Origin of the sequence: Kitasatospora fiedleri (assembly GCF_948472415.1) — a bacterium.
GTDB classification, from domain to species: Bacteria; Actinomycetota; Actinomycetes; order Streptomycetales; family Streptomycetaceae; genus Kitasatospora; species Kitasatospora fiedleri.
Window position 1 is genome coordinate 2,269,312 of record NZ_OX419519.1, and the last position, 13,028, is coordinate 2,282,339.

The window sequence follows — 13,028 nt, forward strand, 5'->3', positions numbered from 1 at the left end:
GCTCAGCCCTTGCGGGCCGCGGCGACGATCTTCGCGGTGGTGTGGAAGAACCGCGAAGTCGCCTGCCCGGCGTAGGACGCGGGGAAGGCGGTGGCCGGGTTGCCGTTCAGCCGGCCGTTGCGCACGTGCATCACCACGAACGCCGCGTCCGCCGTGGCGCCGATCAGCTCCCAGTCGCCCTTCGGCGAGGCGACCGGCAGCGCGGTCGCGACCTCGGGCGGCAGCGGCTCGGACAGGAACAGCACGCACAGCCGCTTGTCCTCGCCGGGCTCCACCCCGGCGAACGGGTCGAGCGCGAGCAGCGCCTCGACCTCCTCGACCGTCCGCAGCATCACCGGCACCGGGTACCCGAGCCCGGCCGCCAGGCCCGCCTCGATCCGGGCCGCCAGCGCCGCCCAGTCGGTCTCCGCGCTGCGGAAGAACACGTTCCCGCTCTGGATGTACGTCCGCACGCCCTCCAGGCCGAGCCCCGCGAACAGCTCCCGCAACCGGTCCATCTTCACGGTGCGTCCGCCGACGTTGACCGCCCGCAGGAAGGCGATGTAGGTCTCCATGCGGCCGAGTGTAGGCCGGGCCGCCGACACGTCCCGGGAACTGTCGGTCCCACCGCCTACACTGCGCGCCATGACGACCTGGCAGGAGTTCGAGCAGCAGGCCCCCGACCTCGCCCAGCGGGTCCGGGCCCGTTTCGAGGCGCACAAGCACCACGTCCTCGCCACCCTCACCCGGGACGGCTCGCCCCGGGTGAGCGGCACCGAGGTCGACTTCCAGGGGCCCGAGCTGTTCCTCGGCTCGATGGCCGGCGCGGTCAAGGCGGCCGACCTGCGCCGGGACGGCCGCTGCGCGCTGCACTCCAACCCCGGGCCCGGCACCGACATGGTCGGCGGCGACGCCAAACTCTCGCTGCGCGCCGTCGAGTTGACCGACCCGGCGGAGATCGCGGCGTACGAGGCGGCACTGCCCGGGCCGCCGCCCGGCCCGTACCACGCGTTCCGGCTGGAGCTCACCGGGGCGGTGCTGACCGAGGTCGCGGACGACCACCTGGTGATCAGCAGCTGGCGCCCGGGCGAGGCCGTCCGGGTCGTCGAACGCCGGTAGCGCACGGCGCGGCGGTGGCCCCCCGTCCAGGACGGGGGCCACCACCGCGGGACCGCGGGACCACGGGAGCACCCGGCCGTCAGCCGTTGGGGAGGATCACCGCCCGGCCGTTGATCTTGCCCGCGTGCAGCCGCTCGTAGGCGAGCGGCGCCTCGTCGATACCGTACGTCTCGACGTGCACGTCGACCGCGCCGGCCCGGGCCAGGTCGAGGACCTCGATCAGCTCGGCGCGGCTGCCCCAGTACGGGGAGGTGACGGAGACCTCGTACGGCAGCACGCCGAAGCCGACCGCCAGGCTGCCGCCGCCGATGCCCACCAGGGTGACGTCGCCCTCGACGGCGGCCAGCTGCCCGGCCAGGGCCGTGGTGGGCGGGGCGCCGACGAAGTCGAAGACGGCCTGCGCGCCCAGCCCGGCGGTGAGTTCGCGCACCTTGCCGGCCGCCGCGCCGTCCGAGAGCACCGCCTCGTGCGCGCCCACGGTGCGGGCCAGCGCGAGCTTCTCCTCGGTGACGTCGAGCGCGATCACCCGGGCCGCGGTCATCGCCCGCAGCAGCTGGATCGCCACGTGCCCGAGGCCGCCGGTGCCGATCACCACGGCCGTGGAGCCGGGCACCAGCTTCGGCAGCGAGCGCTTGATCGCGTGGTACGGCGTCAGCCCGGCGTCGGTGAGCGGGACGGTGCGGACCGGGTCGAGGTCGCCGAGCGGGACGAGGTGGCGCGGGTCGTCGACCACCAGGTACTCGGCCATCGCGCCGGGCGCGCCCAGCCCGGGCGGCCGGATGCCCAGTTCGGTGGCGCGCAGGCAGTAGTTCTCCTTGCCCTCCGCGCACTTGGCGCAGCTGCCGCAGCCCCACGGGCCGTACACGGCGACCGACTCGCCCTCGGTGAAGCCGGTGACGCCCGCGCCGAGCGCGGCGATCGTGCCGACGCCCTCGTGCCCGAGGGTCAGCGGCAGCGGGAACGGCAGCTGCTCGGCCGACCAGCTCATCACGGCGATGTCGGAGTGGCAGACCCCGGCGGCGGTGACCTTGAGCAGGACCTGCCCGGGGCCGGGCTCGGGATCGGGGACGGTGACCACCTCGGGGTGGCCGCCGACGGTGCGGTACTGGACTGCCTTCATGTTCGACGCTCCTCTGCGCGCGGACCCCCGGAACGGAACCCCCGTGGACGATCCCCCCGTGGACGATCGGACGATCCCCCGGCGGTGGCTCAGCGGGCGGCGTAACCGCCGTCGACCAGGTGGTAGCTGCCGGTGACGAAGGACGCCCGGTCGGACAGCAGGAAGGCGGTCAGCTCGGCGACCTCCTCGGCCCGGCCGAGGCGCCCGGCGGGGTGCAGCGAGATCAGCAGCTCGCGGCCCTCGGGGTCGGTGTCCTTGAGCAGCGGGGTGTCGATGAAGCCGGGGCCGACCGCGTTGACCCGCACGCCCTGCGGGGCGTACTCGATCGCGGCGGACTTGGTGAGGCCGACCACGCCGTGCTTGGCGGCGACGTACGCGGGCGAGCCGGCGAAGCCGTTGGTGCCGAGGATGGAGGCCATGTTGACGACCGAGCCGCCGCCGGCCGCCAGGATCTCCGGCAGTTCGTAGCGCAGCGAGTAGAAGACGCCGTCCAGGTTGGTGGCCAGCACCCGGCGCCACGCCTCGGGGTCGTACTCGCCGGTGGGGGCGACCGGGCCGCCGATGCCCGCGTTGTTGACGGCGAGGCTGAGCGGGCCGAGGCCGTCCACGGTGGCGCGGACGGCGGCCTCGACCGAGGCCGGGTCGGTGACGTCGAGCTGCACGGCCAGCGCCTTCGCGCCGGTGGCCTCCAGCGCGGTGACGGCCGCGCGGGCGCCGTCGAGGTTGTAGTCGGCGACGGCGACGTTGGCGCCGCGCTCGGCGAGCAGGGTGGCGGTGGCCAGGCCGATGCCGGAGGCGCCTCCGGTGACGAGGGCGGTGCGGCCGGCGAACTCCTGGGTGGTCATGGGTGGTTCCTCTCGTACGCCGCGCGCGGGTGGGCGCGGGTGGTGCTGTTCCCGTCCGGCGGGTGGTCGGCGGGTGGTCTGCGGGGGTCGGGCGGCCCGGGTCGGGCGGCCCGGGAGCGGCCCGGGGCGGCCGGTCCGGGGGCGGTCAGTCCGAGGGTTCGGCCGCGGCCAGGTCGAAGGCGCGGTCGAGCAGGGTGGGCAGGTCGCCCGCGGGGTCGCGCACCCAGGTGCGGGTGGCGGCGTGCAGGGCGGCCACCCCGAGGCCGACGGCGACGGCGGGCCGCAGGTCGGTCTCCGGGTGCAGGCCGAGCCGGGCGGCGACCAGCCGGATCGAGCGCTCCTCCTCGGCGACCGCGATCCGCCGGAACGCGGCGGTCAGGGCGGGCTCCTCGTCGATCAGGACGAACAGGTCGCGCATGCCGGGACGGCGGTGCCAGGCGGGGTGCTCGGGGTCGGGGTCGTGCAGCCAGGCGGCGACGGCGGCCCGGTAGGCGGTGACCGGCGGTTCGGCGGCGGGCCGGGCGGCGAGCGCCTCGTTGATCCGGGCGAAGTCGGCGCGCAGGCAGTCCAGGACGGCGTCCTCGCGGGAGCCGAAGTGGCGGCTGAAGGTGCGGCGGGAGACGTCGGCGGCGTCCGTGACGTCCTCCACAGCGAGGGCGGCGAAGCCGTGCGCCAGGGTGAGGCGCAGCGCGGCGGCGGCCATCGCCTCGCGGGTGCGGCGGGCCTTGCGGTCGCGCCGCCCGTGCTCCTCCCGGGACGGCCCCGCCCCGGACGGCCCCGCCCCGGGCGGGGCGGCGTCGTACGCAGCGGGTTCCTCGGTGCCGCGCGGCCCGGGGACGCCCACGGTGTCGGCGGGCGCGGACTCGGCGTGCGGCGCGGACCGGTCGGTGCTCATGGCCCCACCGTACTCCTGAAAATGTCCCGGCGGGACATCAGTCCCGCCGGGACATCACGGCTCGAACGACCGACCCGCGGCCCGGGCCCGGAGCCCGAAGGCAAGAGCCCGGAGCCCGGAGGCAAGAGCCCGGAGCCCGGAGGCAAGAGCCCGGAGGCCGGAGCCCGGAGGCCGGCTACTGCCCGGTCGGCCCCCACAGCCGGTCGGTGCAGCGGGCGTACGTGTCGCGCCAGTGCGGCCAGTGGCGGACCGTCTCGTCGTCGCAGTCGGCGAGCAGCCGGTCGACCTGCTCCGGGTGGACGCCCTCCAGCAGCCACACCAGGGCGTCGGACGCGGACGGGCCGTCGGCGATCCGCAGCAGGTCGAGCAGTTCGGGCAGGGTGCCGATCCGGGAGCCGGGCTGGAAGACGCCCGCCATCCGGGGCAGCAGCTGGCGCTCCTCGATCCGCAGGTGGGTCTCCACCCGGGCGGCCAGTTCCTCGACCGCGTAGGAGACCGGCCAGGCGCTGGCCGGGTCGCGGGTGGCGATGCCGACCAGGGTGGTGGTGCGGGTGAAGCACTGGTCGAGGTTGTGGTGGTCGGACTCCAGCCAGTTGAGCAGCAGCCGCAGCTCGGGCGCGAAGCGGCGCAGCACCGGCCAGAGCCGGGTGTCCTGCTGCTCGTGGTGGCAGGTGACCATGGCGGTGACGAAGTCCCAGTGCCGCTTGAGCGCGTCGGCCGACTCGCGGTCCTCGGGCTGGAGCAGGCGCAGCGCCTGCGGGATGCGGGCCAGGTCGCGCCGGACGGCGGCGTGCACCAGGCGCAGGCCGGCGAACGGGAGGGGCTCGACCACCCGGGCGGGTTCGACCGCCGCGGCGGGTGCCTGGTCCTGTCGGGCAGGGGCGGTCGCGGGGCCGACGGGCAGCAGGTGACGGGACATGGCGCTCTCTTCACGACGGTCTGGGGCTGGCCGGAGCGGGGGCCGCGGTGCGGCCGCCCCGGTCCAGTTCTCCGGTCCACGGCTCCAGGGTGACCACAGTCCATCAGGGTCGAATGAACGACCGATTGATGGGCAGGTCAGAGCGTTTTACGGGCCTCGGTGGACGGTTCTGACGGAGTGGCACCCCGTCCCTTCGTTCCGGCGGGCCGTCAGTCGGACTCCGGTCCGGCGGTGTTGGCGGTCAGCCACTCCAGCGTGGTGGGGATCATCTTCTTGAAGTCCGAGGTGAGGTGCTTGCCGCCGGGCTGCTCGTAGTACTCCACGGTGGTGGGGGCCTTGGCCTTGGCGACCCAGTTCTTCACCAGCTTGGTCTCGTACGGGTTGGCGCCGCCCGCGGTGGCCAGCATCCGCACGTCGGCGGCGCCGGCGGCGATCAGCTGGTCGGGGCTGTTGGCCAGGCGCTCCTGCTCGTGGCCCTTCCAGAGCGGCGAGTCGGGGTTCCAGTAGCCGTCGATCGGCACCGCGGCCTTGAACACGTCGGGGTGCTGGAGGGCGAGCTTCGCGCTGCAGAACGCGCCGGTGGAGGCGCCCATCACGGCCCAGCCGTCCCGGCCCTTGAGGGTGCGGAAGTTGGCGCGGACGAAGTCCGGGACGTCCTGGGACATCCAGGTGCCGATCTTCGGCTGGCCGGGGATGTCGGCGCACTCCAGCGCCTTGGCCTCGTCGGAGTCCAGGTTCTGCACCGGCATGATCATGATGAACGGGTGGGCCTTGCCCTGGGCGACCATCTCCTGGTCGACCTCCTGGATCGGCAGCTGGTTGTCGGTCCAGGTGTTGTACCCGGCGCTCTGCCCGCCGGCGTACAGGGTCAGCACCGGGAAGCCGGTCCTCGCGTACGCGGGGTCGTCGTACTGCGGCGGCAGCCAGACCCAGACCTTGCCGCTGACCCCGGACTTGGCGCCGGCCAGGGTGGTCATCAGGATCGGACCGGCCTTGGTGTCGCGGGCCGTGGAGAAGTGGGCGGCCGGACCGGTCGGCATCAGCACCTTGGTCGGCTTCGGCGGCGCGCTGCTGGGCGGCGCGGCGGCGGACGCGGCGGCGGAGTTCTGGCCGGTGGAGATCGCGGCCCGGGCGGAGTCGGCGCCGCTGCCGGAGCTGCCGCAGGCGGCGAGCGGGACGGCGAGGGCGAGCAGGGCGGCGGCCGCCAACGGGCGGCGGACGGCGGGGCGGGGCTGCGGCAGCACGGTGCTCTCTCCGGGCGGGGCCGGCCCGGCGGCCGGGTCCGGGCCCTGGTCAGTGAGGGTCGGGGACGGGCCGCGACGGTCACCGGCACACCCCGGGTACGGCCCCGGCCGCGCGTGCGGCGGCGGTCCGGGCCTCCCGTGATCCTATGACGTGCCGCTCTCGGGGCCGGTTGCGTCCGGGCCCACAATCCGCCGGTCGGCGGGGGTGGTTCCGGCCGGTCGGCGGGGGTGCGCGGGCCCGCCGGTCGGCGTGTCGCGGCGGTCGGCCGCGCCGGTCCGGGCCGGGCCTGGACGATCCTCCGGCTGACGCGGCGCCCCGGCCCGGCGATCATGGGGGTTCCGTGTCCCGGAACCGTCCCGAGGAGTGTGCGCGTGTCCCAGCAGGTTGCCGTGATCACCGGTGCGGGCAGCGGCGTCGGCCGCGCCGTGGCCCGCGAACTCGCCTCGGCCGGCTGGCGGGTGGTGCTGGCCGGCCGCCGGGCCGACCCGCTGACGGAGACCGCCGCCGGGCTCGGGCCGGACCGCGCGCTGGCGGTGCCCGCCGACGTCACCGACGAGCGGCAGGTGGAGGCGCTGTTCGACGCGGCGGCCGGGCACTTCGGCCGGATCGACCTGCTGTTCAACAACGCCGGGATGTTCGGCCCGTCCGCCCCGGTCGAGGAGGTCGCGGCGGCCGACTGGCGGGCCGTGGTCGACGTCAACCTGACCGGCGCGTTCCTCTGCGCGCAGGCCGCGTTCCGCCGGATGCGGGACCAGGACCCGCAGGGCGGCCGGATCGTCAACAACGGCTCGATCTCCGCCCACGTCCCCCGCCCGTACGCGATCGCCTACACCGCGACCAAGCACGCCGTCACCGGCCTGACCCGCGCCCTGTCGCTGGAGGGCCGCCCGTACCGGATCGCCTGCGGGCAGATCGACATCGGCAACGCGGCCACCGACATGACGGCGGGGATGGGCGCGGGGGTGCGGCAGGCGGACGGGCGGACCGCGCCGGAGCCGACCATGGACGTCGCGGACGTGGCCCGGACGGTGCGCCACATGGCGGAGCTGCCGCTGGAGGCGAACGTCCAGTTCGCCACGGTGATGGCCACCGCGATGCCGTACATCGGCCGCGGCTGAGCGGCGGGAGCGGCGCGCCGGGGCGGACTCGTTCGAGGTGTCCGTCCCAGCGGCCGCCGCGCAGTTCGACGTCCGGGACAGGGGTGGTGGTGCCCATCCGCCCGATGCTTCCAGCGGGTCGGGCGCCCGGCCCGGGTCAGCCGCGCCAGGTGTCGTTCAGCGTGATCCGGCCGGTGGCCGGGACGGTCGCGGTGCGGTTGGCGCCGCTCTCCCAGGTGACGTTCCCGGCGGCGTCCTTGCGGATGTACTTGTACTGGATCGCGGTGCCCGCGCCGAGCGCCACGTCCAGCTTCCACACCGGGTAGGCGGCGGCGGAGAGCGGCAGCGCCTTCGCGGTGTCCCAGCCGCCCAGCCCGGCCGCGTCGCCGACCAGGTAGACGTTCTGGCCGACCGCGGTGGTGGCGTTGACCGCGAAGGAGGCGCCGGAGCCGGTCGGCGGGGAGGCGGACGCCGAGGTCGACGGGGAGGCGGTGGCGGCGGCGCACGGGTCGCCGCTGCCGACCGCGCCGTCCTTGACGGTGATGCTGCCGGTGCCCAGGGCGTAGTTGCCGCCGCCGTTGTTGTCCCAGGTGCCGTTGCCGTTGTTGAAGGTGGTGGCGAGGCCGGTGGCACCGCCCAGGCCGACGGTCTTCTTCACCCAGCCGGTGCAGGCCGCGTCCATGGCCACGCCGGGGACGGTGGTCCAACTGCCGCCGTTGGGCGCGTAGTGCAGGTCGTAGGCCGACCAGTTCCGGTCCGTCGAGTAGAAGACGGTGGCGCTGTTGCCGCCGGTCGGCGAGGCCGACGCGGAGGCGGACGGCGAGGCGGAGGGGGTGGGGGCGGGCGTGGCGCCGTTGCCGCCGGCGCCGACGTACAGGGCGACCGCGTCGCCCGCGCCGACGGTGGCGGTGAACCTGCCGTCCGCGCCGACGGTGTAGGTCGGGCCGGTGCAGCCGCCGCCGTTCACCGGGTCGCCGTGCTGGACGTCGCAGTAGACGCCGGCCGGCAGCGAGGTCTGGAAGGTCCGGGTGAGCGCGCCGGACTCGCGGTTGATCGCCACGTAGCCCTTGTCGCCGCGGCCGAAGGCGATCGCGTTGTTGTCGTTGGACCACCAGTCGGTCATGCCGGTGCCGGAGACCGCGTTGCGGAAGCCGACCATGTTGGCGACCTGGCGCCAGGCGTGGGTGCAGTTCCAGCCGTCCTGGTAGCAGGCGTTGACGGTGCCGCCGTTGGGCGGGCCGTCGTCGTTGCCGCCGAAGGCGTAGCCGGAGTAGACGTTCGGCGAGCCGTAGGGGTCGGCCAGCAGGAAGACGTTGGCCAGCGTGTAGGCGGAGCCGTACGCGTAGGTCAGGGTCGAGCCGTTGCGCTCGGTGTCCCAGTTGTCGACGAAGGTGCGGGCCTGGGCGGAGCCGAGCAGGCCGCTGCCCCAGCTCTGCAGGTCGGAGATCCGCCCGCCGTTGAAGGCGCTCTTGAGCCAGGTCGCGGAGCGGAACTCGTCCACGTCGCCGTTGCCGGTGTACTCGCCGGGCTGGACGGCCTCGCCCGCGCCGTAGATGACCTCCTGCACCCAGTAGGCGTTCGGGTTGCTCACCTTGGACTTGATCGCGGCCAGGTCGCTCGCGGCGATGTGCTTGGCGGCGTCGATCCGGAAGCCGTCGACGCCCAGGGACAGCAGGTCGTTCAGGTAGTCGGCGATGGTCTGCTGAACGTAGCCGGAGCCGGTGTTCAGGTCGGCGAGGCCGACCAGCTCGCAGTTCTGCACGTTGGAGCGGTCGCCGTAGTTGCTGATCGACGTCCGGCAGGAGTGGAAGTCCTGGTCCTGGTAGTAGCCCGGGTAGGTGTACTTGCCGTACGCGGTGCCGCCGGTGCCGGTGCCGCTGCCCGCGCTCATGTGGTTGATCACCGCGTCGGCGATCACCTTGACGCCCGCGGCGTGGCAGGTGCCGACCATGCGCTGGAACGAGGCGCGGTCGCCGAGCCGGCCGGCGATCCGGTAGCTGACGGGCTGGTAGGAGGTCCACCACTGGGCGCCCTGGATGTGCTCCTCGGCCGGGGAGACCTCGACGGAGCCGTAGCCCTTGGGGCCGAGCGTGTCGGTGCACGCCTTGGCCACCGAGTCGAACTTCCACTCGAACAGGGTGGCGGTGACGTCCTTGCCGCCGGGCGGGGTGGCGGTGGCGGCGGGCGCGAGCGAGAGCCCGGCGCCGGCCGAGAGGCCGAGCGCCGCGAGCGCGGTGGCGGCGGCGGCGAGGCGCCGGCCGCCGAGGGGGGCGGAGAGGGGCAAGGGAGCACTCCTGGGGGAAGCCCGGGCCGCGGACGCGGGTCGCGGAACGGGGGGCGGCGGGGTGGGGGCCGCGACGGCGGGGGTGGTGCCGTCAGTGCGACGGGTGGAGGGTCGCTACTGCAAGTCCCTGCAAACTCGTTGAAACTTGCTGGAAATTTGCAGTGGCATGACCATAGGGTCCGCCCGGACGGCCGTCAAGGGAGGCTGCGGGCCCCTGCGGACGAGAAAGCCGGCGGGAGAACGGACGGGGAAAACGGATGCGTCGGTCCGCCGCTGACGGTTCGTCAGCGGCGGACCGGCGCGGGCCCGGAGCCCCGGGAGGTCAGCCCAGCTGCCGCTCGATCAGGTCACAGGCGCGGGCGGTGCCGCCCTCGGACTTCGCCCGCGCGCTCAGCTCGCGCGAGCGGGCCGCGACCGCCGGGTCCGCGACCAGCTCGGCCAGCGCCGAGCGGAGCGCCCGCGGCGTCGCGTCCGCGGTGTCGATCCGGCGGGCCACGCCGAGCTCGACCAGCCGGTCGGCGTTCATGAACTGCTCGGCGGCCTGCGGCACCGCGATCATCGGCACCCCGGCCAGCAGGCCCTCCCCGCAGCCGCCCATCCCGGCGTGCGTGACGAAGGCGTCGGCCTGCTCCAGCACCGCCCGCTGCGGCAGCCAGGGGTGCACCTCGACCCCGGCCGGGATCTCCCCCAGCTCCGCCGGGTCGGTGTGCCGGCCGATCTGCAGCACCAGGTGCCAGCCGGGCAGGTCGCCGAAGGCGGCCAGGCAGTTGCGGTAGAACTCCGGCTGCCGGGTGAACGCCGAGCCCAGCGACACCAGCAGCACCTTCTCGGCCCCGGCCGGGCGCTGCCAGCCGCCCTGCTCGGCCCGCAGGTCGAAGCACGGGCCGACGAAGTCCACCGCCTTCCGGTCGACCCGGTCGGCGTGCGGCTGCATCGCCTCGGTGATCATGGCGACGGCCCGGGCCGGGCGGCCGGAGAAGTCGTCCACGTCGGTCGTGGTGGCGCCGCTGCCGGCCAGCCACTCGGCGAAGCGGGCGAAGTAGGCGTCCGCCCCCGGGAGGCCGCGCAGGTGGGCGCCGACCTCCTCCCGGTACCCCTCCCAGCCGACCAGCGTCGGCGAGAGCTGGACGACCGGCCGGCCCTGCGCCTCGGCGAGCGCCCGGGCCGCGTAGGCGCCGATGTCGTACAGGTAGAGGTCGGCCGGGTCGGCGTCGTAGTGGGCGCGCAGCCGGGGCAGCACGGCGATCGCGTCCTCCAGGAAGACGCGCATGGCGCCGATCGCGTCCGCCGGCCAGTCGTGGTCGGCGACCGGGAGGGTGGAGGGGTAGGGGACGAGCTCGGCGCCGGTGGGGGCGATCAGCTCGGCGACGGCGGGGTCGTTGGCGTACGTCACCCGGTGGCCGCGGGCCACGAGTTCGCGGATCACTTCGAGGCTGGGGCGGACGTGGCTGACGGCCGGGATGCCGACCATGGCGATGTGGGCACGACGGCTCATGCGGAGAGCACCTGCTTCCGGTTCTACGGGGCGTGGACAGGACACCGCACCACCGGGGCGCCGCGGAGGGGCGCGCACGGGCGGGCGGGACGCGTGGGCTCGGGGCGCTGCCCCGGCCGCGTCAGCCGTAGATCTGGTGGAAGGAGGACATGCCGGGACACTAACCCGGAACCGGTCGGGCCGCACGCGAATTACCGCGCGCGCCCGACCTCGGGGCACCGCAACGCCCTTGAGAAGCAAGCGGATTGACCGATCGTCAGACCGCGTCCGGCCCGCGCTCGCCGGTGCGGACCCGGACGATGCCGTCCACCGGCACCACCCAGACCTTGCCGTCGCCGATCTTCCCGGTCCGGGCGGCGGCCACGATCGCGTCGGTGACCCGCTCGGCGTCCTCGTCCTCCACCACCACCTCGATCCGGACCTTCGGCACCAGGTCGATCCGGTACTCCGCGCCCCGGTACACCTCGGTGTGCCCGTGCTGCCGCCCGTAGCCGCTGGCCTCGGTGACGGTCAGCCCGTGCACGCCGAGCTCCTGCAACGCGGTCTTGACCTCGTCCAGCTTGAACGGCTTGACGACGGCGGTGATCAGCTTCATGCGGGGCGGGTCCTGTCGGAGGCGGGCGCACCGTGCGGGTGCATGCTGGCGTGGGCGGTGGCGGAGCCGTGGCCCAGGACGCCGTGATCGTACGCGGTCTCGGCGTGCACGGCGAGGTCCAGGCCGGTGAGTTCGTGCTCGGGCGCGGCCCGGAAGCCCATCAGCCGGTCGATCGCCCGGCCGATGCCGTACGTCATGCCGAAGGCGTACCCGGCGACCACCAGGACGGCGGTCAGCTGCTTGCCGAGCTGGCCGATCCCGCCGCCGTGCAGCAGTCCGGCGGGGCCGCCGGTCATGGTGGCGGTGGCGAACAGGCCGATCAGCAGGGTGCCGATGACGCCGGCCACGAAGTGCACGCCGACCACGTCCAGCGAGTCGTCGTAGTCGAGGCGGAACTTCCAGCTGACGGCGTAGCAGCAGACCAGCCCGGCGGCCAGGCCGACGACCAGCGCGCCGAGCAGGTCGACGCTGCCGCAGGAGGGGGTGATGGCGACCAGTCCGGCGACCGCGCCGGAGGCGGCGCCGAGGGTGGTGGCGTGGCCGTCGCGCTTCTTCTCCACCACCAGCCAGCCGAGCAGGCCCGCGCAGCCGGCCGCCTGGGTGTTGAGGACCGCGGCGGCGGCCAGGCCGTTGGCGCCCATCGCGGAGCCGCCGTTGAAGCCGAACCAGCCGAACCAGAGCAGGCCCGCGCCGAGCAGCACCAGCGGCAGGTTGTGCGGGCGCATGGCCTCCTTCTTGAAGCCCAGGCGCGGGCCGAGCAGCAGGGCCAGGGCCAGGCCGCTGGCGCCGCAGTTGACCTCGACGACGGTGCCGCCGGCGAAGTCGAGGGCGCCGAGGTCGCGCAGGACCCAGCCGTCGGGGGCGAACACCCAGTGCGCGACGGGCACGTAGACCAGCAGCGTCCACACCGCGGTGAAGGCCACCCAGGAGCCGAACTTGGCCCGGTCGGCGATGGCGCCGGAGATCAGCGCGGCGGTGATGATCGCGAAGGTCAGCTGGAAGGTGGCGAACAGCAGGGTGGGGACGTGCCCGGTGAGGCTGTCCGGGGTGATGCCGGCCATGCCGAGGTGGTCGAGGGAGCCGATCAGGCCCCAGCCGGCGTCCTTGCCGAAGGCCAGCGAGTAGCCGGCCAGCAGCCAGACCGCGGTGACCACGGCGATCGACACGAAGCTCATCATGATCATGTTGAGCACGCTCTTGGTGCGCACCATGCCGCCGTAGAACAGCGCCAGGGCCGGGGTCATCAGCAGCACGAGCGCGGTGCAGGCCAGCAGCCAGGCGGTGTCGCCGCTGTCCAGGGTGGGTGGGGAGTCAGCGAGGAGCATGCGGGGAGTGTCGCCGGGCCGGATTTCGGGCCGCCGTCACGGGTGTTTCGACGGTGTTTCGTGTTGCCCGGGGGTTTCCGGAATCTCACCGCCCGGACACCCGGCCGGGC

The 13,028-nt window shown here is 74.5% G+C and carries 12 protein-coding genes; 2 read left to right on the plus strand and 10 right to left on the minus strand.

Annotated elements, in window-relative coordinates; all coding sequences use genetic code 11:
- Positions 1–2 precede the first annotated feature (2 nt).
- Complete coding sequence (locus tag QMQ26_RS10665; protein ID WP_282205543.1) at positions 3–554, minus strand: DUF1697 domain-containing protein; 552 nt, start codon at positions 552–554, stop codon at positions 3–5.
- Positions 555–624: 70 nt separating this feature from the next.
- Here QMQ26_RS10665 and QMQ26_RS10670 point away from each other — a divergent pair, with 70 nt between their 5' ends.
- Complete coding sequence (locus QMQ26_RS10670; protein WP_100835920.1) at positions 625–1,098, plus strand: pyridoxamine 5'-phosphate oxidase family protein; 474 nt, start codon at positions 625–627, stop codon at positions 1,096–1,098.
- Positions 1,099–1,177: 79 nt separating this feature from the next.
- Here QMQ26_RS10670 and QMQ26_RS10675 read toward each other — a convergent pair whose 3' ends face one another.
- From QMQ26_RS10675 to QMQ26_RS10695, 5 genes are all read right to left on the minus strand, one after another.
- Entirely contained in the window at positions 1,178–2,218 is a 1,041-nt protein-coding gene (locus QMQ26_RS10675) for an NAD(P)-dependent alcohol dehydrogenase (RefSeq protein WP_100835921.1), read from the minus strand.
- 89 nt (positions 2,219–2,307) lie between these two features.
- Complete coding sequence (locus tag QMQ26_RS10680; protein WP_282205544.1) at positions 2,308–3,063, minus strand: SDR family NAD(P)-dependent oxidoreductase; 756 nt, start codon at positions 3,061–3,063, stop codon at positions 2,308–2,310.
- A gap of 145 nt (positions 3,064–3,208) precedes the next feature.
- Positions 3,209–3,958: an acyl-CoA-like ligand-binding transcription factor gene (locus QMQ26_RS10685; RefSeq protein WP_282205545.1), complete on the minus strand. Its 750-nt coding sequence runs from the start codon at positions 3,956–3,958 to the stop codon at positions 3,209–3,211.
- A 175-nt stretch (positions 3,959–4,133) separates the two neighbouring features.
- Positions 4,134–4,877 (minus strand): hemerythrin domain-containing protein, encoded by a 744-nt coding sequence (locus QMQ26_RS10690; RefSeq protein WP_100835923.1) that lies wholly within the window; start codon positions 4,875–4,877, stop codon positions 4,134–4,136.
- A 209-nt stretch (positions 4,878–5,086) separates the two neighbouring features.
- Positions 5,087–6,121, minus strand: coding sequence for an alpha/beta hydrolase (locus QMQ26_RS10695; protein WP_282205546.1), 1,035 nt, complete (start codon positions 6,119–6,121; stop codon positions 5,087–5,089).
- 330 nt (positions 6,122–6,451) lie between these two features.
- Between QMQ26_RS10695 and QMQ26_RS10700 the strand changes: the two genes are divergently transcribed.
- A complete protein-coding gene (locus QMQ26_RS10700; protein ID WP_282205547.1) occupies positions 6,452–7,240 on the plus strand; it encodes an SDR family oxidoreductase in 789 nt (262 codons plus the stop codon).
- Positions 7,241–7,376: 136 nt separating this feature from the next.
- Here the strand turns inward: QMQ26_RS10700 and QMQ26_RS10710 are convergent, their stop codons facing one another.
- The 4 genes from QMQ26_RS10710 to QMQ26_RS10725 form a co-directional block, all read right to left on the minus strand.
- Positions 7,377–9,503 (minus strand): carbohydrate binding domain-containing protein, encoded by a 2,127-nt coding sequence (locus QMQ26_RS10710; RefSeq protein ID WP_404814109.1) that lies wholly within the window; start codon positions 9,501–9,503, stop codon positions 7,377–7,379.
- Positions 9,504–9,825: 322 nt separating this feature from the next.
- Positions 9,826–10,998 (minus strand): macrolide family glycosyltransferase, encoded by a 1,173-nt coding sequence (locus QMQ26_RS10715; protein WP_282205548.1) that lies wholly within the window; start codon positions 10,996–10,998, stop codon positions 9,826–9,828.
- A 256-nt stretch (positions 10,999–11,254) separates the two neighbouring features.
- Positions 11,255–11,593 carry a P-II family nitrogen regulator gene (locus QMQ26_RS10720; RefSeq protein WP_014135467.1) on the minus strand — a complete coding sequence of 113 codons (339 nt, stop codon included), beginning with the start codon at positions 11,591–11,593 and terminating at the stop codon, positions 11,255–11,257.
- Positions 11,590–12,918, minus strand: a complete 1,329-nt coding sequence (locus QMQ26_RS10725) for an ammonium transporter (protein ID WP_282205549.1) — start codon at positions 12,916–12,918, stop codon at positions 11,590–11,592. Before QMQ26_RS10725 ends, QMQ26_RS10720 begins: the two co-directional genes overlap by 4 nt.
- Positions 12,919–13,028: the final 110 nt, after the last annotated feature.